The sequence below is a fragment of the Paenibacillus algorifonticola genome (assembly GCF_050481745.1).
GTDB classification, from domain to species: domain Bacteria; phylum Bacillota; class Bacilli; order Paenibacillales; family Paenibacillaceae; genus Pristimantibacillus; species Pristimantibacillus algorifonticola_A.
Genome location: NZ_JBCNGR010000024.1, coordinates 115396 through 134623 on the forward strand (window position 1 = coordinate 115396; position 19228 = coordinate 134623).

Annotated in this window: 20 protein-coding genes and 2 pseudogenes; 4 read left to right on the top strand and 18 right to left on the bottom strand. The window is 43.9% G+C overall.

Going from position 1 to position 19228, the window contains the following annotated elements; genetic code table 11:
• Positions 1 to 36: 36 nt before the first annotated feature.
• Entirely contained in the window at positions 37 to 3459 is a 3423-nt protein-coding gene (gene metH, locus ABEW34_RS20125; protein ID WP_430161216.1) for a methionine synthase, read from the bottom strand.
• Positions 3460 to 3639: 180 nt separating this feature from the next.
• On the opposite strand from metH, the gene ABEW34_RS20130 reads away from it, so the two are divergent.
• The gene (locus ABEW34_RS20130; RefSeq protein WP_430161143.1) at positions 3640 to 4182 is read left to right on the top strand and encodes a 1,2-dihydroxy-3-keto-5-methylthiopentene dioxygenase; all 543 of its coding nucleotides are present in this window, start codon (positions 3640 to 3642) and stop codon (positions 4180 to 4182) included.
• A gap of 113 nt (positions 4183 to 4295) precedes the next feature.
• Here ABEW34_RS20130 and ABEW34_RS20135 read toward each other — a convergent pair whose 3' ends face one another.
• The 6 genes and pseudogenes from ABEW34_RS20135 to ABEW34_RS20160 all read right to left on the bottom strand — a co-directional run bounded on the left by ABEW34_RS20135 (position 4296) and on the right by ABEW34_RS20160 (position 7863).
• Positions 4296 to 5081 carry an HAD family hydrolase gene (locus tag ABEW34_RS20135; protein ID WP_430161144.1) on the bottom strand — a complete coding sequence of 262 codons (786 nt, stop codon included), beginning with the start codon at positions 5079 to 5081 and terminating at the stop codon, positions 4296 to 4298.
• 24 nt (positions 5082 to 5105) lie between these two features.
• Positions 5106 to 5612 (bottom strand): hypothetical protein, encoded by a 507-nt coding sequence (locus tag ABEW34_RS20140; RefSeq protein ID WP_430161145.1) that lies wholly within the window; start codon positions 5610 to 5612, stop codon positions 5106 to 5108.
• A gap of 106 nt (positions 5613 to 5718) precedes the next feature.
• Positions 5719 to 6705 carry an aldo/keto reductase gene (locus ABEW34_RS20145; protein WP_430161146.1) on the bottom strand — a complete coding sequence of 329 codons (987 nt, stop codon included), beginning with the start codon at positions 6703 to 6705 and terminating at the stop codon, positions 5719 to 5721.
• A 29-nt stretch (positions 6706 to 6734) separates the two neighbouring features.
• Positions 6735 to 6938, bottom strand: a complete 204-nt coding sequence (locus ABEW34_RS20150; RefSeq protein ID WP_046232545.1) for a DUF896 domain-containing protein — start codon at positions 6936 to 6938, stop codon at positions 6735 to 6737.
• Positions 6939 to 7135: 197 nt separating this feature from the next.
• A pseudogene (locus ABEW34_RS20155) lies at positions 7136 to 7291 on the bottom strand (zinc ribbon domain-containing protein); the annotation flags it as partial.
• 191 nt (positions 7292 to 7482) lie between these two features.
• Positions 7483 to 7863 (bottom strand): LysM peptidoglycan-binding domain-containing protein, encoded by a 381-nt coding sequence (locus tag ABEW34_RS20160; protein WP_430161147.1) that lies wholly within the window; start codon positions 7861 to 7863, stop codon positions 7483 to 7485.
• 235 nt (positions 7864 to 8098) lie between these two features.
• Between ABEW34_RS20160 and lexA the strand changes: the two genes are divergently transcribed.
• Positions 8099 to 8719, top strand: coding sequence for a transcriptional repressor LexA (gene lexA / locus ABEW34_RS20165; RefSeq protein ID WP_430161148.1), 621 nt, complete (start codon positions 8099 to 8101; stop codon positions 8717 to 8719).
• A 120-nt stretch (positions 8720 to 8839) separates the two neighbouring features.
• Here the strand turns inward: lexA and ABEW34_RS20170 are convergent, their stop codons facing one another.
• The 5 genes from ABEW34_RS20170 to ABEW34_RS20190 all read right to left on the bottom strand — a co-directional run bounded on the left by ABEW34_RS20170 (position 8840) and on the right by ABEW34_RS20190 (position 11852).
• The gene (locus tag ABEW34_RS20170; protein WP_430161149.1) at positions 8840 to 9589 is read right to left on the bottom strand and encodes a restriction endonuclease; all 750 of its coding nucleotides are present in this window, start codon (positions 9587 to 9589) and stop codon (positions 8840 to 8842) included.
• A 602-nt stretch (positions 9590 to 10191) separates the two neighbouring features.
• Positions 10192 to 10563 (bottom strand): LytTR family transcriptional regulator DNA-binding domain-containing protein, encoded by a 372-nt coding sequence (locus ABEW34_RS20175; protein ID WP_430161150.1) that lies wholly within the window; start codon positions 10561 to 10563, stop codon positions 10192 to 10194.
• A 12-nt stretch (positions 10564 to 10575) separates the two neighbouring features.
• Entirely contained in the window at positions 10576 to 10701 is a 126-nt protein-coding gene (locus ABEW34_RS20180; RefSeq protein WP_341277886.1) for a hypothetical protein, read from the bottom strand.
• A complete protein-coding gene (locus tag ABEW34_RS20185; protein WP_430161151.1) occupies positions 10679 to 11188 on the bottom strand; it encodes an accessory gene regulator B family protein in 510 nt (169 codons plus the stop codon). The genes ABEW34_RS20180 and ABEW34_RS20185 overlap by 23 nt, the downstream gene beginning before the upstream one ends.
• Positions 11133 to 11852, bottom strand: coding sequence for a hypothetical protein (locus ABEW34_RS20190; protein WP_430161152.1), 720 nt, complete (start codon positions 11850 to 11852; stop codon positions 11133 to 11135). Before ABEW34_RS20190 ends, ABEW34_RS20185 begins: the two co-directional genes overlap by 56 nt.
• 248 nt (positions 11853 to 12100) lie before the next feature.
• On the opposite strand from ABEW34_RS20190, the gene ABEW34_RS20195 reads away from it, so the two are divergent.
• Positions 12101 to 12946 (top strand): Ku protein, encoded by an 846-nt coding sequence (locus ABEW34_RS20195; RefSeq protein ID WP_430161153.1) that lies wholly within the window; start codon positions 12101 to 12103, stop codon positions 12944 to 12946.
• The gene (locus ABEW34_RS20200; protein ID WP_430161154.1) at positions 12943 to 13824 is read left to right on the top strand and encodes a DNA ligase; all 882 of its coding nucleotides are present in this window, start codon (positions 12943 to 12945) and stop codon (positions 13822 to 13824) included. Before ABEW34_RS20195 ends, ABEW34_RS20200 begins: the two co-directional genes overlap by 4 nt.
• A gap of 112 nt (positions 13825 to 13936) precedes the next feature.
• Here ABEW34_RS20200 and ABEW34_RS20205 read toward each other — a convergent pair whose 3' ends face one another.
• From ABEW34_RS20205 to ABEW34_RS20230, 6 genes and pseudogenes are all read right to left on the bottom strand, one after another.
• Positions 13937 to 15109, bottom strand: coding sequence for an RNA polymerase sigma factor (locus ABEW34_RS20205; RefSeq protein ID WP_430161155.1), 1173 nt, complete (start codon positions 15107 to 15109; stop codon positions 13937 to 13939).
• Positions 15110 to 15290: 181 nt separating this feature from the next.
• Positions 15291 to 15449, bottom strand: a pseudogene (locus ABEW34_RS20210) (IS1595 family transposase); the annotation flags it as partial.
• A gap of 154 nt (positions 15450 to 15603) precedes the next feature.
• Positions 15604 to 16284 (bottom strand): SOS response-associated peptidase, encoded by a 681-nt coding sequence (locus ABEW34_RS20215; protein ID WP_430161156.1) that lies wholly within the window; start codon positions 16282 to 16284, stop codon positions 15604 to 15606.
• A 51-nt stretch (positions 16285 to 16335) separates the two neighbouring features.
• Positions 16336 to 17073 (bottom strand): hypothetical protein, encoded by a 738-nt coding sequence (locus tag ABEW34_RS20220; RefSeq protein ID WP_430161157.1) that lies wholly within the window; start codon positions 17071 to 17073, stop codon positions 16336 to 16338.
• A gap of 360 nt (positions 17074 to 17433) precedes the next feature.
• Positions 17434 to 18762: a type I glutamate--ammonia ligase gene (glnA, locus tag ABEW34_RS20225; RefSeq protein ID WP_430161158.1), complete on the bottom strand. Its 1329-nt coding sequence runs from the start codon at positions 18760 to 18762 to the stop codon at positions 17434 to 17436.
• A 48-nt stretch (positions 18763 to 18810) separates the two neighbouring features.
• Entirely contained in the window at positions 18811 to 19221 is a 411-nt protein-coding gene (locus ABEW34_RS20230; protein ID WP_046232536.1) for a MerR family transcriptional regulator, read from the bottom strand.
• Positions 19222 to 19228 lie beyond the last annotated feature (7 nt).

Consider the following 19228-nt stretch of genomic DNA (forward strand, 5'->3'; position numbering starts at 1 on the left):
AGGCTCTCCCTGCTATTCATGATGCTATTTGTGCTCCTAACGCTCTACCTTTTCAACGTTAAAATATTGCGCTTCCGGATGAGAAAACACCATTGCAGATACCGATGCTTCCGGCTCCATCATGAAACCCTCCGTCAACTCAACGCCAATATCCTCCGGCTTCATCAGCTCGAACAATGGACCTTGATCTTCCAGATCCGGACAGGCTGGATAGCCAAACGATACGCGAATCCCTTGATAACGTGCGCCGTGTCGCTGCTTCATCGTCATCGTATGCGGATCCGGGTAGCCCCAAATATCCCGCATCATATGGTGGACGCGCTCAGCGAGCCCTTCCGCCACTTCAAGCGCCACCGATTGCAGCGCGTGCGAACGCAAGTAATCGCCTTGATCCTTCCATTGCCCCGCCAAATCGCGAATGCCTTCGCCTGCCGTTACAACGAGGAAACCGACATAATCCATAATGCCGCTATCTACAGGCTTCAGGAAATCCGCCAAACAAAGGAATGGCTCTACCTGCTGGCGCGGGAAGGTGAAACGTTTGATTTCCTTCGTCTGATCGTTAGCGTCGTAAATAATAATATCGTTGCCTGAGGATTGCGCCGGGAAGAAGCGGTACATGCCGTTAGCCTTCAAAATCCCGTTTGTCGTTCCTTCATGCAAAATGCCGTCAACCGTATCTTTGAGATGAACCGCCTTCTCGTTCTTTTCCTTCAGCAGGTTTTCCACGTTGCCCTTCAGTCCTAGATGATGACCGAGCAGCATCTGCATATTGATATAAGGAATAATATGCGGCAGCGGAACATCGCGTAAAATGTGGCGATCCAAATCAGGCGGAATGTATACAGGTGCGTCTACGGAAATTTTCGAACGCTCGATCCGGGTAAGCTTAGGCAGCTCTTTGCTTTGAACCTCTTCTTCGCCGCCCGATGCTTTATATTCCGCCATCTCATCTTCCATCCGCTTACGGTGGTCTTTATCCATCAGCTTATTGGCAATATCAAGCCCGTCCATTGCATCCTTCGCATACAGCACTAAGCCGTCATACTCCGGACCAATCCGCGTCTTCGTAAATTTCCGGGTCAACGCCGCACCACCGACAAGAATTGGCGCGTCAATGCCTGCGCTGCGCATATCCTGAGCCGTAATGACCATCTGCTGCGCCGATTTGACAAGCAAGCCCGACAGGCCAATCGCATCCGCCTTCTCATTGCGGTAAGCCTCTATAAGCTTCTCAGGCGGAACTTTAATGCCGAGATTAATAATTTTGTAACCGTTGTTGGACAAAATAATTTCAACGAGGTTTTTGCCGATGTCATGCACGTCGCCTTTTACCGTCGCCAATATAATTTTCCCTTTTACGGACGATTCATCCTTCTCCATAAACTGCTCCAAATGAGCAACCGAAGCTTTCATGACCTCTGCGCTTTGCAATACCTCCGCCACAATGAGCTCGTTATTATTAAACAGTCTGCCGACCTCTTCCATCCCCCGCATGAGCGGTCCATTGATGACCTCCAGCGCCGTATATTTGGCAAGCGCCAAATCCAGGTCAGGAAGCAGTCCTTCCTTCGTGCCTTCAACGACATAAGAACCGAGTCTTTCCTCCAGCGTCAGATTGGAGATTTTCTCTTTCTTGACCACTTTCTTCTCACGGAAGGCAGCAACGAAAGCAGCTAACGTCTCATCCGTCGTATTAAAAATCAATTCCTCCGCCAGCCTGCGCTCCTCTTCAGGAATCGAAGCATAACGCTCCAGCTTTTCAGTGTTCACAATCGCATAATCAAGTCCCGCTTTTGTACAATGGTACAAATAAACCGAGTTCAACACCTCACGGCCCGCATCCGGCAAACCGAATGAAATGTTGCTGAGGCCAAGAATCGTTTTGGCAAGCGGATATTTTTCTTTGATTAGTTTAATCCCCTCAATCGTCTCCACTGCGGAGCCGATATATTGCGGGTCACCAGAGCCGACCGGAAACATATTCGGGTCAAAAATAATATCCTCCGGGTTCATGCCATACTTATCCACTAGCAAACGGTAGGAACGCTCTGCTACTTCGAGCTTCGCTTCACGGCTAACCGCCTGACCGCGCTCATCAATTAAAATCATGACGACAGCCGCGCCATATTGATGGATAAGCGGAAGAATCTTTTCAAACTTGGCTTCGCCATCCTCCAGGTTAATGGAGTTAATAATCGCTTTGCCTTGCGAATATTTAAGCCCCAGCTCAATAATATGATCGTAGGTTGAATCAAGCATGAGCGGTACTTTAATCTTCTTGACGACTTGCGGTAAAAAATGATGAACGGCGTAAGCTTCATCAATGTCCGTATCCTGCAAGTTGATGTCAATGACATGGGCTCCGCCTTTTACTTGCGCTCTGGCAATTTCCGAAGCTTCGTCAAACTTCTCTTCTTTAATGAGGCGCTTGAACTTCCGCGAGCCGGAAATATTCGTGCGCTCCCCAATCATAATTGGGCGGTTTTCAGGCTCAATATAGACAGTATCAATGCCGGATACTGCTGCAGGATGCTCGCCATATTTGGTACGCGGCGGGTATTTCGCCATCGTCTCGACAAGAGCGCGAATATGTTCCGGCGTCGTACCGCAGCAGCCGCCAGCAATGTTCAGCCAGCCCTGCTCGGCAAAAGCAGACATTTTTTTCGCGAGCGATTCCGGAGACTCATGATAATTACCGTTCTCATCCGGCAAGCCCGCGTTCGGATAACAGCTTACTGCCGAATTGGCAATTTCGCTAAGCGTACGAATATGGTCACGCATAAACTCAGGACCCGTCGCACAGTTTAGCCCCATCGATATTGGCTTCAAATGCTCCAGTGAAATATAAAACGATTCAATGCTTTGGCCCGCAAGCGTCGTTCCCATAGGCTCAATCGTTCCCGAAATCATGATCGGAAGCTCACGGCCCATCGTCTCAAACGCATTGCGAATGCCGATGCTTCCCGCTTTTACATTAAGTGTATCCTGGGAGGTTTCCAGAAGCAGCGCATCTACATCCGCTTCCATGAGCGCAATGACCTGCTCGTAGTAGCTGTCCACAAGCTCCTCAAAAGTAACACCGCCTGTTACAGAAAGCGTCTTCGTCGTCGGACCAAGCGCTCCTGCCACATAACGCGGATGCTCAGGCGTCGAATATTTATCCGCCGCTTCACGGGCAATTTTCGCCGCCGCCAGGTTGATTTCGCGAGCCTTCTCCGGTATATCGTATTCAGCCAGCACGACGCTCGTTGCTCCGAACGTATTCGTTTCCAAAATGTCCGTGCCTGCCTCTAAATATTGTTCATGTATTGTACGGATGACATCAGGTCGCGTCAACACGAGTATTTCATTACAGCCATCCATATCCTCACCGCCAAAATCTTCCTCGGTAAGACCAGCTTGCTGAATCATCGTTCCCATTGCGCCGTCCAAAATCAGTATCCGCTTCTGCATCATTTCCTGTATGGTTGGTTTCGACAATTATGTGCACCCTTCCTGTGAAAATCACTAAAGTTCAGTTTAACAGAATCGACGCAATGTGAAAAGCAATTGCAATCGACAATCGCTTGTTTTTGCATTATAATCATTATATATTTAATATAACATTTAATTTCAATAGGAAAAGAGGGAATTGTGATGGCTGAGATTAGAATTCGCAATACTGAGGAAAGAATATCTGGCGAGCAGAACGTTCGCGCGTTTTTGGAAAGTCAAGAAGTTCTTTATGAACACTGGGATGCTAGTAAGTTGCCAAGCCATCTGCAAGATAAATTTGTATTATCCGATGAAGAGAAAGCGGAAATTCTCGCTACTTACGATGTTGAAATTCGCGAGCTTGCTCAGCGTCGCGGTTACAAAACATGGGATATCGTTGCCCTTTCAGACGCTACCCCAGGTCTTGATGATATTTTGAAACGTTTTGAGCAAGTCCATACACACACGGAAGATGAAGTGCGGGCGATTACAGCTGGACGCGGCATCTTTATTATTAAAGGCAGTGAAGAAGTCGGTTATTTCGACGTTGAGCTGGAAGCTGGAGACGTTATTTCGGTTCCAGAAACAATTCCTCACTTCTTCACATTGATGGATAATCGTCAAATCGTTGCTGTTCGCCTGTTTATTGAAACAGAGGGCTGGATTGCCCACCCGTTCGAAGATCCTGCTTTTACTAAAGCTTGATTGTTCCTTCATCAGCTTACGTCATTATAGAGAGAAGCCCCTTGAGCCATTTCCAATGGACCAAGGGGCTTCTTCTTATCCTTATGCAGCAGCAATGGCGCGAGTATACGCGGTTACCCCAACAGCGGCAGCAGTTCCTCTAAATGCTTAATTTCATATGTAGGCACAATTTCATCCGAACGAACAGCGCCATGGCGATTAATCCATACTGAATCCATGCCAATGGTATTTGCACCTAAAATATCCGTAGTCAGCTTGTCCCCAACCATTATGCCCTGCTCCGGTTCAATACCAAGGCGCTCCAGTGCATGGCGGAAAATCGAAGCTGCTGGCTTGCCTTCCCCGAAAGCGCCAGAAATAATGATATGATCAAAATAAGGCGTGAGCTGTGGAACACCTGTAAGCTTCTCTTGCTGCAAATCAGGTGAACCGTTCGTTAGCAGCAGCAGCTTATACTTGCCTTTTAGCGCATCCAGCAATCGAAACGTTTCATCATATACAATCGGGCGCGCTCTGCGCTCTGCTGGAAACTGCTCAGCCAGTCTGGCGCCAAGCTCTTGATTGTCTACGCCCAGCGCTTTTAACCCTTTCGTCCATGCTTCACGACGATAAGTGGGTGCAAGCTGCTCCAGCTTTCTGAACTCCTCCTGTTCTCCCTCACGGAAGTTAGCCCATAGGCCTTCGAAAGGATTAATTCCGATCATTTTCGTAAAAGGGAACGTCTCATACGATTCATATAAGCTGCGAGCTTCCTTGCGAACAGCTTCCTCCAGCTCTACAGCATCTACGCCCGCTGCTTCCGCACCCGCTCGACAGGTCGCATCAAATGCTTCTTTTACACTACGGTCATCCCATAGCAGTGTGTCATCCAAATCAAATAATACCGCTAGCTTTGCCATTGTTCACTGACGCTCCTGGTCGTTTTATTTTTGTTCGTATGTTATACCGTTATCTTTGGCAAATTGCTCTAATCTTGCGCTGATTTCATCCGTTGGATAACGATGAAATACTCGCGAAAAAGCCCACGTCGATCCTTTTTGCGGTTCAATCGACACATAGCCAGGCTGTACGCGAATCGTCTTGATCGCTTCTGCACCTAGCCGCTTGTCGCCAGTCATCTTGCGAGTTTGAACATAGTTTTTACCGATTGTAATATACGGGCGCCGCAGGAAAAACACAATTGCCAGAAATACATAGCAGCCAATTGTCACACCTAGCAAGGTGTCGAATTTAAATTGCGGGTCCATTTGGGCAAGTATAACGTACATGGCAATAAACAGCAGAAGCAAAATCGGCGCAATATAGCTGCGACCAACAAATCGATCTGACTGGGCTCCGGCTGGCTTAAAGCTTGGACCGCCTTGTTTTTTGCGATTTTTGTTAATTTGATTCGTATTTCGGCGCACCTTGCGCTCCCATGTACGTGACAAAGTCGTTCCTCCTTATTATGCTGCAGCACAAAATCACGCTTAGTAATTCAAGTCTGACAAGTGATGCAGGCTGACACCGTATATCTCTAGGTTTCACAGTAATTCGTTAAAACGGACGTTTGAATTTTGCAATAAATCGATTCGGATAGTCTTCGGCAAGCGCGCTGACCTGGTCCAGACGGTTCCATATTTCTTTAGGCATCGTCCAGCCGACAGCTCCCATATTATCCTCATATTGCGCAAGCGTACTAGCTCCAAAGATTGGTGAAGTAATGCCCTCCCTTTGCAGCAGCCAATTTAATGAAACTTGAGCAGGTGTTTTATCAAGCTCCTTGGCGGCTGCCAATACTGCATCCAAAACAGCAAAGTTTTGCTCACTTGCCCGGTTTGCCCAAGCACTTTCGCCTACTTTGCTCGTCAATCTGCCCTCTGTCGGCTCTGTACGATCATACCTGCCTGTCAGAAAACCGCCACCAAGCGGAGCCCATGGGATAACGCCAACATTTTCTTCTAGGCAAAGCGACATCATTTCGCGATCCATCTGGCGGCTGACGAGGCTATATTGAGGTTGCAGCGAAACAAAGCGTACATACCGATTAGCATCGCTCCAAGCCAAAGATTTCATAAGCTGCCAAGCAAAAAAGTTGGAGCAGCCGATATAACGCACCTTGCCAGATGTGACAAGATCATCGAGCGTACGAAGCGTCTCTTCAATCGGCGTAGCATGATCCCATACATGAACCTGGTACAAGTCAATGTAATCGGTTTGCAGTCGTTTAAGGCTCGCTTCCACGCCTTCCATAATATGCTTGCGGGACAACCCTACTCCATTAATATCAGGCGATGTTGTCATTCTAACTTTCGTCGCAACGACCATTTCAGAACGACGGCCTTTAATCGCTTTTCCGACGATCTCTTCTGAGCGTCCGCTTACATAAACGTTCGCCGTATCGAGAAAATTGCCGCCGCGCTCCACAAAACGATTAATCATCTCAAGCGAATCCTGCTCATCTGTTGTATTGCCAAATGTCATCGTTCCAAGACAAAGTTCAGAAACAGCTAGTCCACTACGTCCAAGCAGTTGATATTTCATAAAATAATCCGCCTCTCCCATTAAAATAATTAATGCTGTGGCTTCTCGTCTCCCGCTTCGTTCTCTTCATCTTCTACGAATTTAATCGTATCTAGCTGTTGGCGAAAATTGCTTTTAAACTGCTCCATATATTTACTGCGCAGTTCAGCCCGTTCCGTCAGTTCCTCGGGCGTCAAACCAACTGTTTTATTTTTACGGGATAATTCATTAATTCTGGCAATAAGCTCTTCCATTGATTGCTCACCTCACTTGCTGTACTTTTCCCAAACTCTTTCTACTTTGACATTACCAATGCGTTGTTGTCAAGAAAACGCGGCGATAAGTGAATTACCTACCAACTATGAGGTGGTGGCTTCTTGGTCAATGGAAGCTACTGCTCCAAGTTTACCCAAGCTTACAAGCTAGATTCCTTACCTCTAATAGATGCCATTTACATGGTTAGTTTCAGAAGGTTTTGAGCAGCGTTTACGTCTCTGTCATGATGCGAATGACAGTTTGGGCATGCCCATTCTCGCAAGGCAAGATTCTTCATCTCAGCATGTTTGTAATCGCATCAAGAACACAACTGGCTGCTTGCATAGTTCTTTGGTGCAGTCATCCCCCACTTTAGAAGAGGGTGAATTCTGACAACTAACGTTAAATACAGAATAGATCGTTCAATGATAATGCAATCATTGTTCCGATCTATTCTGTATTTTAGGTATCGTATTGGCACTCCCTGAACCCCATTATTCAGCTATATGATTTCTATCATGCAGACCATGTTGCTAAACGACACTATGGCGAAGGAATAACCAGCTTCTGCCCAGGCCATATATCCGGTGACGACAGATGGTTGCGCTCCCGTATTTGATAGACGGACCAACGTATATCCTCAGAATTGTCCGAGTATTTGCGTGCAAGCTCCCATAATGTATCACCTTGCGTAACCACTACCGTCTGCTCTCCAGCAACCGCTGGCGCAACATGGTTCACCGAAGCTTCTGTGCGCACCAATAAAAGACCTGAAAACAATACTATAAACAGAGCCAGACACACTGCCAACTTCAAAACATAGTTGCTAAATCCAGCTTTGCTGATTTGCCATTTCATCTTTACCGCCTTAACAGGCGCTTTCTTTGAGAAAATAGATTGATAGGATTCTGGATAAATGATCATTGCCCTCACTCCCAAACGTTTGTTCTGTTTTGATATTAACACGAACATTTGTTTGTGGTCAACAGACAATGCGAACTTTTGTTTTTAGGAACTTATGTTTGTACGAACGGCGGTTCCATGTTATAATTTGAGCAATAAATACTCATATTGCACTTCGATTGAAGTGCATGGATCAAAGATTCAATCAAAATTCATGTCGCACTCATCATGAAGTGCGTGAACTGGAGTGATCGTGTTGTCCAAAGCTTTCAATCGCCAGCAGTCGATTCTGGAATTTATAAAGAACGAAGTTCGCGAGAAGGGTTATCCGCCTTCCGTACGTGAAATTGGAGAAGCAGTTGGACTTGCTTCAAGCTCGACTGTTCACGGTCATCTGGACCGTCTGGAGAAGAAAGGACTTATCCGCCGCGATCCGACTAAACCTCGCGCTATCGAGATTTTGGATCAGGAAGATGTCGACGGGATTATCCGTCCTGCTGTTACCCATGTACCAATCGTCGGTAAAGTTACTGCCGGAGTGCCGATTACCGCTACCGAGAATATTGAAGAATATTTTCCTATCTCTTCTCATTACGTAGGAGATGATGATGTATTCATTCTTAATGTCATTGGCGAGAGCATGATTGAAGCCGGCATACATAACGGCGACTACGTTATTGTACGCCAGCAGCAAACCGCTACTAACGGTGATATAGTTGTCGCAATGACTGAGCACGATGAAGCAACGGTCAAAACCTTTTACCGCGAGAAGGATCATATCCGTCTCCAACCGGAAAATGTAACCATGGAACCTATCCGCCTGAAGAACGTTACGATTTTAGGCAAAGTCATCGGCCTGTTCCGAGATTTTCATTAATCGTTGAAATTTCATACCTTCTTACATGAATAAAGCTGCATCCTTGCCCGCACAAGAAACGGGTTGGATGCAGCTTTTTAATTTAGGCAGAGGATTTTTTCTAGCTCACGATCTTCCTAATCATACCGCTTCGGTATGACGACATTTAGGAAAGCTTGAACAACCCAAAAACTCTCCACGCGCACTTTTACGACGAACTAAGGGCTGGCCGCATTTTGCACATGCTACTTCTGTTCTTATTTGCTTCGTACTCATTTTCTCTGTATTGTTTTGTTCTGGGACGGAATGTGGTGTTGAAATTGATCTATCGGCATTGATCTTCAAAATCATTTCAATGAGCTCTGCTCGATCAATAAGCCGAACGGCATTTGATTTTGCTAAGATGATTGCAGCTTCTGTATATCCACTATTGGAAATGACCCATGCCTCACTTGCCGAATAATGTGCGATAGAAGCCTGTGCTTCTTGAACAGCCTTAATCCCGACATTTTTACTATAACGTTTAGCTTGAATGACCACCCTTTGCTCCCCTTTTGCTATAACAAGATCTGCCCCGAAATCTCCTGCTGCCTGCGTCACCGTTACCTTATAGCCATGAGCCTCTAAAAGATGTCCAAGATACTTCTCGAACTGTCGGCCCTCCATCTTATCTATTTCTGCGATACCGGAACGTTTAAGGCGTTCATTACGTTTGCGAGCAATTGATATCGCTACAATTGCATACAACATCATAACCGCACCAAATGCGGCACCCGCTAAAATAAAAGAATTTGTAAGCTTGTAAGCACCAAAACCTGCACCAAGCATAAGAAGCAACACTAATGCTTGTAACGGATCCAATTCCTCTTTCTTCCTTCTACGTTTTGCCATATTTAGATCCCCTTTGCTCAACATAATATACCTTATATCGGCAAATATAATATGGGTTTGTATATAATAATAAAAAATATATAAAAATTCTCAGTCTACGTTTCAACACGATCAGATCAGTAGTGTCGATTTTCGCAATAACTAACACCATATTAAAAGGCTGACACAAAGCACTACTGATATCTACATCAGTAATGCTCGTGTCAGCCCTCTTCGAATTTACAATCGGTTACCCTTATCTATGCTATTGTTTCATCATTCATTAGAAGTCATGGATCTGATCGAACCCAGCGAGGAAGAGCCAAACTTCCGTAATCAACAGTATAGCGGAGTGAAAGTAGTTCCAGTTCGCTGGACTGTGAGACGAAAATAATTGCGGCTTTATCTCCCCGCTGCCTGGAACTCGATCATTCCTGCTTTAATATCTTTCTGTCTCTATAATGATATTTGTTTCCCTCTGTTTTACATTTTTAATATAACACAGGATACTCATGCATTTTGTCGTTTTTTGTCGAATTGTTTAATCGTTCGATACTAGTATCGATTTTTATTGACATAATAATGAAAATGTGTATTAAAAAAGGACTAACCCAATTCTGGATTCAGCCCTTTTTTAGTAAGTGTTCCACTAATGGTAGTTTTCCTTTAGCTACGTTTGCTGTATAACCGCCTTCGAAATGTGCAGTTATTGCGTAAAATGTTTTAGTTACCTCGCGAATATGCTGTACGTTCACGAGGTTGTTAACATCCAGTGCAACAAATCCCAATGGCAAAAATATTTGTTTGCACGCTTCAAGTGTCGTTATGAATGTGAAAAGGCCCTTAGTAGTATGGAATCTCGGAATATGATAGTTTTTTTTGGGCTGAAATATATCCACAAAAAAAACTTCACCTAATTTGAATGTATCAAATTGCTCTCCATCGATTTCCCCATCGAAAATTCGTTGTCCTAAAATCTCAGTCGTTAGATCCATATGATAGCCACTCTACTTACGAAGTTCTTTCGGGATTGGTTGGGCTCCAATGAACCCTTTCCGATTTCCAGTTGCAACGGAACGTTCAGCGTCTTTTTGCAGTTTCTCTGCAATTTTACGCGCTAGTTTTTGCATCATATTCAACACCTCCCTCCCTTTGATGAATGATTACCAATACCATCTGAGCGAAGAAAGCTAACGCAACAACATCTGATTGAAAAAATATATTTGACAAAATGAGCAGCAAAGGTATATTCCTATCACTGCCTCTACTCCAGCAAATCAATAACGTTAAACTCAACAATATCAATATTATCATGACCATGCCACTTAATACAATATGTGGAATTATAGATAAAAGGAAAGTTGAGACGACTACACATGTTGTTAAAGACTTGAAATGGAAGCCCCCAGTAAACTTCCTCAAAGTCCAAAAAGCCACTAAACCGATTAATGACGGTATAAAAGATTCTGTTGCAATCCCAATTAACAATGTGAACACGATTATAGTTGCAGAACAAATCCGATTCCCCAACGAAAATGCCATCACTTCTACAGACACATCACCCTTAGGATCGAACCTTTTTATAAATAGCGCCATTTTTCGTGAAATAAATTCTATCATCTTCTGATTCCCTCCTTCTTGAAAGGAAATACAGGGCGCCAAGTATTAATAATACCAAGGGGTACGCGTACAAGGCTGCATCGTAATGTACGGTCAAATATAAGGATGTCGTGATTATTGCTGCAGCAGCCAATGTGGATACGGCAAGCATTCCATTCGTTCCGTTGAATAGTTTCTCCTTGCGGCTTAAGTCATGCGGAGGAATGACAATGAAAGTAAAACCGTAATTAAACAATGATATCAGCCATCCGACCATCAAAGAAGCAGCATCTGTGAAAAATTGAATCGCAATAACCCCGTTGCCTCCCGTATTTAGAGCTATAACATCGCTAACACCTAGTGCTGTCACGGCAAAATAGATCGGGAACTGAATGCATACATAGGCAGCATAACCTACCGCTACCATCAAACCAGAATAAACAAGTCTAATTTTAAGAGAAAAACGAAAAAACGCGGCGAAGATTAAAAATTGGCCAAATATATCTATGTATGGAGATAACCCAACAACAACCCGAACGGCATATGACCAACCAGCGACCCCAATACAAATGAAAAGAACATTCCATTTATATGCTGCAAGTGGCTGCCTGTAAGATTTAATCATCAATACAACCATCGCAATTGCATCCAATATGCTAAAAAGCAGATAACTCGCTGTTTCCATTTATAGCGCCACCATCTTTTATTTTATTTTATTTTAAATTTTGGTTTTCAGGTTTATTACTTTCATCATTGCATGATCGCAACTCTATTGGCAAGAACGAATTTTAATACCAGATGGATATACGCAACCTTAAAGAACTTCCCCATAAAAAACAATCCATATTATGATTTTTATAACCAACAGATTGTTACGAATATCTTTCCAAAAACAGCGCAACCTTAAATAAAAAAAGGGAGCGTGAAATTATTATGCATACCGTCTGGAAAGGCGCTATAAGCTTTGGTCTCGTACATGTACCAGTCAAGATGCACTCTGCCACAGAGGATAAGGACCTTTCATTTCGCAGCTTGCATAAAGAATGTGGGATGCCAATCAATTACATGAAGACTTGCCGACACTGTAACAAAGAAGTAAGTCCAGATGAAATCGTGAAAGGCTTCGAATACGAAAAAGATAAATTTGTGATCGTTAAAGAAGAAGAGCTTGATGCCATTAAACCCGAGTCCGCTAAGACCATTCAGATATTAGATTTCGTGGACTTATCTGAAATTGATCCGATCTATTTTCAAAAGGCCTATTACCTCTCCCCCGATATGACAGGAGCTGGAGCCTACAGCCTTTTATTAGAAGCAATCCAGCAGACTAGCAAGATCGGCATTGCAAAAATAACCATTCGCAGTAAAAGCAGCCTAGCAGCTGTCAGAGTCGTGGGAAATTGCTTATGTTTGGAAACGATGTTTTTTCCAGATGAAATTAGAGCCATATCTCAGGTTCCCAACATCCCTGCTCAAACAACGATTAACGAAAAAGAACTCGATATGGCCAAGATGCTTGTGGAGCAGCTTAGTGAGCCGTTTGATCCTGCCAAATATACGGACGATTACCGTATCGCATTAACTGAATTGATTCAACATAAAATAGCAGGACAGAGTGTTGATGTTGTATCTGCACCGACAGCTGAAGGACGAACCAATGTCATCGATCTGATGGCCGCCCTACAAGCAAGTTTGGACGCTACAAAATCCGCCATACCTCCAAACGCTCCCCCAACCAAGAAAAAGAGAACAACCAAAGCAAAGGGGAACGTATCATGAACATGCAGCTCCCTACTGTCCCTATGGCTCCTATAACCTCCCCCGATATTCCCGAAGGCCCCGAATGGGGCTATCAAATTAAATGGGACGGCGTGCGCACTTTGGCCCGCTTAGATGGTGTAGGGAGGGTGGAACTATTCGGACGAAGGCTGGAGCCGCGTAATCATACTTTCCCGGAAATAGTGGCCTTATTAGAGCCGATCCGAGTTGGCCCTTGTATTTTGGATGGAGAAATCGCCTATTTTGATGGGGTGCGCCCAAATTTTCAAAGGGCCAAGTTAGGGGTGCGAAAACGAAGCCCTGATGATGGCCTTATATTTGTAATGTTTGATATGCTCAATTCGAACGGTGAGGACATTCGCAAACTCCCTTATAAAGAACGTTTTGAGAGGCTGCAAGCCACCTTCCCCGAGAAAAGCCCACGTCTCTTCGTAACAGATTTGCATTTCGATGGACAAGCACTTTGGAATTGGTTGAATGAGCGAGAATGGGAAGGAATTATCTCGAAAAGATTAGATAGCCCTTACATGGAGGGAAAAAAGCATCAATATTGGTTTAAAAAACGCAAAGAAGTACGGATAGTCGCAGATGTTGTCGGCATAAAACTGCGGGATGGACTTGTTTCAAGCCTTGTCCTGCGATATGAAAATCGTTACATCGGGCATGTGTCGGGCTTGGATCAAGCATCCAAGCAAGTGCTTCATCAGTTCATGGTAGATCATCCTGGTGAGTGCCCTTTTAAAGAGCTCACTCCTGGCATGGTAAAATCTGATGTTGTGTGGCTTTCAGTCCCCTTCTCAGCTCGTGTTACAGCTCTGGAATTTACTGACTCCGGACTACTTCGCCAGCCTAAACTACTCGGATTTGGGGACAAATAAAAACCAAATTACTTTTAAAAAGTCCGACGAACGCAAAAAGCCCTTGATTTTCCAATTGAAAATGCAAAAAAAGCCCGGTTCATTCCCCGGGCAAAATACACTTTAGTATCGGTTATTTTTTTATATACTCAATCATTTTCTGATGCAATTCACTCTCGGAACTTTGAAAGATCCCATTAAAATCCTGAGGGTTACGGATCAATTTGTTTAAATGATCTATTCCATATCGCTGAACAACAAATTCCACGAACATATACGAGAACTGAAAACCCTTCATCGTCTCGAAATCCCAGGTATCATTATCTAATTGTTCAAATGTCGGGATCGCTAAATTGTGAATAGCCTCTTTCGTTGTACCTTCAATATAGTCCTGTGTCATCAGCTTGGCTTCATATACGCCTATTCCCTGCCTGATCCATTTTTGAGCCTTCGGATTAATTTCACTAATTAGCCATATGGTGAACAAGTGAACCGTACCTTTAAGATCGATTGATATCGTACCCATGAACCAATTGGGAGCATCTGCTTCTCCGACTGCTTGGTAAAATGTTGGCAGATCAGGATATACTTCAATAACTACTTTTCGTGATGGTTGGTGATTGTACTTAAATGTGATTCTTTCAACGTGATTGCTAAGTTCATTGAAAAGATCATGGTGTACTTTATTAAGTCTGTTGTTTGAACCCTCGTTTTCCCCCTTATTAACAATTGAAATTAAATCTTGAATAGACATGATGGTAACGTTCCCCCATTCTTTCAGTTCCTTTTTAAGTTTTTCTAAAGATCTGTATAATCTGTTCTTTACTGCACTTTCACGCATCCCGACGATCTTAGAAATTTCAAGCAAAGTGCAGTCCACAAAAAAGCGTAATGCAATGATTTCTTGGTCAGTTTCATCTAGCCTTTTCAGCGCAGCTCCGATATCAATTCGAAAATCAACATATTTCGTAAATTCAAGGGAGATCGACTGTGACTCATATTCCGTAAAATCAAATGGAATTTCTTTTTCTTTTTTTCGCGATAACCTTCGATATTCGTTTTTCACCGTATTCTGAGCAATCTTAAATATCCAGGTGAATAAACTTGATTTACCTTGAAACCTGTGAAGATTCTGCACTGCTTTCAAGAAAACCTGTTGAGTCAGATCATCTGCAACCATTGGGTTCAATCTCAGCGAAAAGTACTTGCAAATTCTTTGACGATACAGCTCATACGTGGATTCAAAGCTGGTGATACTGTCCTGTTCATCCGGATAAACAGGTTTTGTGTCATGAGCTCCTGACATGGTAAGAACCTCCTCTTGATTTACAATAAATTAGACACCACAGACAACCAAAAAGCCACGTGAATGTAAAAAATAAAAATACCCCAAAGAGAGACTTTACAAAGTATCTATTCTTTAGGGTACAGTAATCTGTTTTCTGACGGTCACGGGCAACGAGTACACACACTTGGTCATTACTAAAGTACAGAAAGTAGGTCTCGTCCATTTCAACGATACCTTGAAATACTTCGGTTGGTACCTGCTTCAGTGCAGCAAGAATCTTATGTCGCCAGTAAAACAAGGTGACATGAGTGACTTCACCGTATAACTGCTCTGCACATTTTCTCAGCGAATAGCCCTCAAAATAAGGGCTTGCAGAATAAACCTATCATTATGAAGGGAGCGGAACTCTATAATGCCAAAACAAGAACGGCGTACCTTTACCAATCGAGAAATCATTGGCCATCGTGCAGGTCTGAATCTTGAAGAAATATAAAAGCCCGCCACAGCGGGCCTTACTTAGAATTTAATGGTACTTCTTCTATTAGTGTTGCATAGGAGTTTCTGACATTCCCAACATTTCTCGATACAGGGTATTTCACCATTAACTCTGCTGGGTAAGGCCTGAGATAACTCAGGACATCGTCAGTGCCCTCCATGTCTTCATTTATCCAACTGGCTGCAGCTTCACCAGTTAAAATAACCGGCATACGGTCATGTACATCCGATACTAGCGCGTTTGGTGTTGTTGTAATAATCGTGCAGCTCTGCACTTCTTCCCCTTCAGGGTTGCGCCAGGTATCATACAAACCAGCGAACGCAAAAACAGATTTTGTTTTTAACTGAAACCTAAAGGGCTGCTTACCTCCCTCTTCTTGGCGCCACTCGTAAAAACCATCACTAGGGATGAGTAATCTGTTTCGTTTCAAGAGGTGACGGAATGCTGGCTTCTTCTCGATTCCCTCGGCCCGCGCATTTATGGTCTTGTACGCAATCTTTGAATCCTTGCTCCAGAACGGTATAAGCCCCCATTTAAAGTCTTCCATAATACGCTGCCCATCATTATTAATTATTCCCGGAACCAATTGTGTTGGAGCTACATTGTAACGCTCCATATATTCATAATTCGTTTTCCTCACAGAAAAAACTTCAACTACCTCTTCGATATTGGAAGTTATCGTATATCGTCCACACATCGCCCATCCCTCCTCCATTCAGGATTTCCTTTCATGATGAATTTAATCATTTTATATTTCAATAGGTTTGACTTCAATTTGATCTGCAACAAATTCATTTTTGGCGCTGTCGTATTTATATGTAATATTGAAATCGCAAACATATTCGGGAGATATACCAACAGATCCTGAGAGGTTTAATTTTATTTTCTGATTCTCCAATGTATAAATAACTACACCACCAAAAGCCAGCTCCTCTTGCTTATAATCTGGTGCTGGATCATAATCAAAGTTAAAATTATATTCTTTCCCTTGTGTTTTAACTGTAATGGCTAATGTACCATCACCATTTTTAGCAACATGCGAATCAATTTGGTCGGCGACAATGTCCTCATAATTCTGGACTTTAATTTCGGAGAAGTCCTCGGCATTAACTACATGAATATCATAGTTATTTAATCCTGTTCCTTTTCCAGTCTGAATAATAATTATGGCTTCTTCCTTCCCGTCACCCGTAAGATCAGTATAGTTTACCTGCGGATTTGTTCCCGTATCACCTGGGAATTTCCAATCAAAGTCCTCTTCGATACCATTAATATCCATTCTTAACCCATCGGTCGTTGCATAAAGTTTTACTTTTTCATTCTGAGAAGCCCCAATCCCTTTTACATCAATATCTTGTTCCGGCTGTGTGGTTACTTGTTTACTTGTAGACTCGCCCGACCCCTGAATAACCGTCGCAGACTCTGATCCACATCCTGTAAGCAAAACGGCACTCAATAGCATCATTACGCCTAGCTCTCTTTTCAATACTATTCTCCCCTTTCAACTATTTTATAGAAATTATATCTGAGCAAAAGAACAGATGAATGACAAAAGATTAACAAATTCTCATTCCACACTGCCCTCCTATTCCAAATATCGCCAAGATGCAAATTTTGCAGTAGAATGATGTCATACATGACAAGGGGAGAATGTGGTGAAGTTGAGTTTAAAGCGCCAGGAGGAGAATAACGAATGAGGTCTCTATTATAGCGTCATTAAAAAACAAGCCCACTTAAAAGGGATATGTCCGCGACGAGTGGCCTATGGCGATGTGTCCTAACAAAACTCAAAAGCCCTGCCAGCCTAATGGCTGACAGGGCTTTTGTAAATACTATCCTTTTAATTTTAGAACAATGTCAAATATTGATCTCTTTCCCACTGGTGGACTTGCGTCTTGTACATATCCCACTCAATTTCTTTCAGCTCGTAGAAGTGAGCCAGAGCGTGCTCGCCGAGCGCGCTGCAGATAACATCGCTGCGAAGCAGCTCGTCCAACGCTTCCTTAAGATCAACCGGCAAGCTTGGCACGCCGGACTCAATACGCTCTTCTTCGGTCATGATGTAGATGTTGCGGTCTGTTGGAGCTGGAAGAGCTGTTTTGTTCTTGATTCCATCCAGGCCCGCTTTCAGCATAACAGCAAGTGCCAAATATGGATTGGCAGCAGGGTCTGGGTTACGCACTTCAACGCGCGTGCTCAGTCCTCTTGATGCCGGGATACGGATCATTGGCGAGCGGTTGCTTGCAGACCATGCCACATAGCAAGGAGCTTCATAACCCGGTACAAGACGCTTGTACGAGTTGATTGTCGGATTTGTAATAGCAGCCATTGCGCGAGCATGCTCCAAAATACCTGCCATATAATAACGAGCGGTTGCGCTAAGGCCCAGCTTGTCGCTCTCATCATAAAATACGTTGGTGCTGCCTTGGAACAGCGATTGGTGACAGTGCATACCCGATCCATTAACGCCGAACAGCGGCTTAGGCATAAATGTAGCGTGCAAGCCATGCTCTCTCGCAATCGTTTTAACAACGAGCTTGAACGTTTGAATTTGGTCAGCGGCTTTAATCGCATCTGCATATTTAAAATCAATTTCATGCTGTCCTGGGGCAACCTCGTGGTGGGATGCTTCGATTTCAAAGCCCATTTCCTCAAGCGTCAATACGATTTCACGGCGGCAGTTTTCACCCAAATCCATAGGTGCAAGGTCAAAATATCCGCCTTGGTCATTCAGTTCCAATGTAGGCTCGCCACGCTCATCGGTTTTGAAAAGGAAAAATTCCGGTTCAGGACCGACGTTCATCGCCGTATAACCCATTTCTTCCGCTTCCTTTAGCGCACGTTTCAGAATACCGCGCGGGTCCCCTGCGAAAGGTGTGCCGTCAGGCATATAAATATCACAGATTAGACGAGCTACACGATCTTGTGCAACCCATGGGAATACAACCCATGTATCTAAATCAGGGTAAAGGTACATGTCAGATTCTTCAATGCGCACATAACCTTCGATGGAAGAACCGTCAAACATCATTTTATTATCAAGCGCTTTTTCCAACTGGCTCATTGGAATTTCAACGTTTTTAATCGTTCCCAGCAAATCTGTAAATTGAAGGCGGATGAATCTTACGTTTTGTTCCTCGGCAATTCTCTTGATATCCTCTTTTGTGTAGCTCACTAAAAGTCATCTCCCTTGTTTGCTTGATTATAATCGTACGATTGCACCCTAGCGCTTGTGCAAGAAACGCGATAGCTGACCCTGTATAAGCGAGGCCTGACCAGGCCGTTTCTCCAATAGTTGCTGCTTAAGCATCCGGTGAAGCTGGGCATCAGACAGTTCCTTACGCGTAACCTCCGATTGCTCACTAACAATAGTCGCATCGTCGGATTCTTTGGAAACCGGATTCATAACCTGCTTGATCCCGGCAATATTGACACCCTTCTCAATCAACGATTTAATCTCCAACAGCCGTTCCACATCATTGAAGGAAAAAAGCCGTTGGTTACCAGCCGTCCTCGCTGGAACGATCAGCTCATGCTGCTCGTAATAGCGGATTTGGCGGGCGGTTAAATCAGTTAGCTTCATTACAATGCCTATTGGAAATAAGGCCATATTTCTACGTATCTCGTCAGCCATATCACAT

What these genes read in the sequence shown, in the direction of transcription:
- metH (WP_430161216.1), bottom strand. Translation starts at nt 3,459, where the DNA reads ATGATGCAGAAGCGGATACTGATTTTGGACGGCGCAATGGGAACGATG.
- ABEW34_RS20130 (WP_430161143.1), top strand. Translation starts at nt 3,640, where the DNA reads ATGGCTGAGATTAGAATTCGCAATACTGAGGAAAGAATATCTGGCGAG.
- ABEW34_RS20135 (WP_430161144.1), bottom strand. Translation starts at nt 5,081, where the DNA reads ATGGCAAAGCTAGCGGTATTATTTGATTTGGATGACACACTGCTATGG.
- ABEW34_RS20145 (WP_430161146.1), bottom strand. Translation starts at nt 6,705, where the DNA reads ATGAAATATCAACTGCTTGGACGTAGTGGACTAGCTGTTTCTGAACTT.
- ABEW34_RS20150 (WP_046232545.1), bottom strand. Translation starts at nt 6,938, where the DNA reads ATGGAAGAGCTTATTGCCAGAATTAATGAATTATCCCGTAAAAATAAA.
- ABEW34_RS20160 (WP_430161147.1), bottom strand. Translation starts at nt 7,863, where the DNA reads ATGATCATTTATCCAGAATCCTATCAATCTATTTTCTCAAAGAAAGCG.
- ABEW34_RS20170 (WP_430161149.1), bottom strand. Translation starts at nt 9,589, where the DNA reads ATGGCAAAACGTAGAAGGAAGAAAGAGGAATTGGATCCGTTACAAGCA.
- ABEW34_RS20175 (WP_430161150.1), bottom strand. Translation starts at nt 10,563, where the DNA reads ATGGATCTAACGACTGAGATTTTAGGACAACGAATTTTCGATGGGGAA.
- ABEW34_RS20180 (WP_341277886.1), bottom strand. Translation starts at nt 10,701, where the DNA reads ATGATGCAAAAACTAGCGCGTAAAATTGCAGAGAAACTGCAAAAAGAC.
- ABEW34_RS20185 (WP_430161151.1), bottom strand. Translation starts at nt 11,188, where the DNA reads ATGATAGAATTTATTTCACGAAAAATGGCGCTATTTATAAAAAGGTTC.
- ABEW34_RS20190 (WP_430161152.1), bottom strand. Translation starts at nt 11,852, where the DNA reads ATGGAAACAGCGAGTTATCTGCTTTTTAGCATATTGGATGCAATTGCG.
- ABEW34_RS20195 (WP_430161153.1), top strand. Translation starts at nt 12,101, where the DNA reads ATGCATACCGTCTGGAAAGGCGCTATAAGCTTTGGTCTCGTACATGTA.
- ABEW34_RS20200 (WP_430161154.1), top strand. Translation starts at nt 12,943, where the DNA reads ATGAACATGCAGCTCCCTACTGTCCCTATGGCTCCTATAACCTCCCCC.
- ABEW34_RS20205 (WP_430161155.1), bottom strand. Translation starts at nt 15,109, where the DNA reads ATGTCAGGAGCTCATGACACAAAACCTGTTTATCCGGATGAACAGGAC.
- ABEW34_RS20215 (WP_430161156.1), bottom strand. Translation starts at nt 16,284, where the DNA reads ATGTGTGGACGATATACGATAACTTCCAATATCGAAGAGGTAGTTGAA.
- ABEW34_RS20230 (WP_046232536.1), bottom strand. Translation starts at nt 19,221, where the DNA reads ATGGCTGACGAGATACGTAGAAATATGGCCTTATTTCCAATAGGCATT.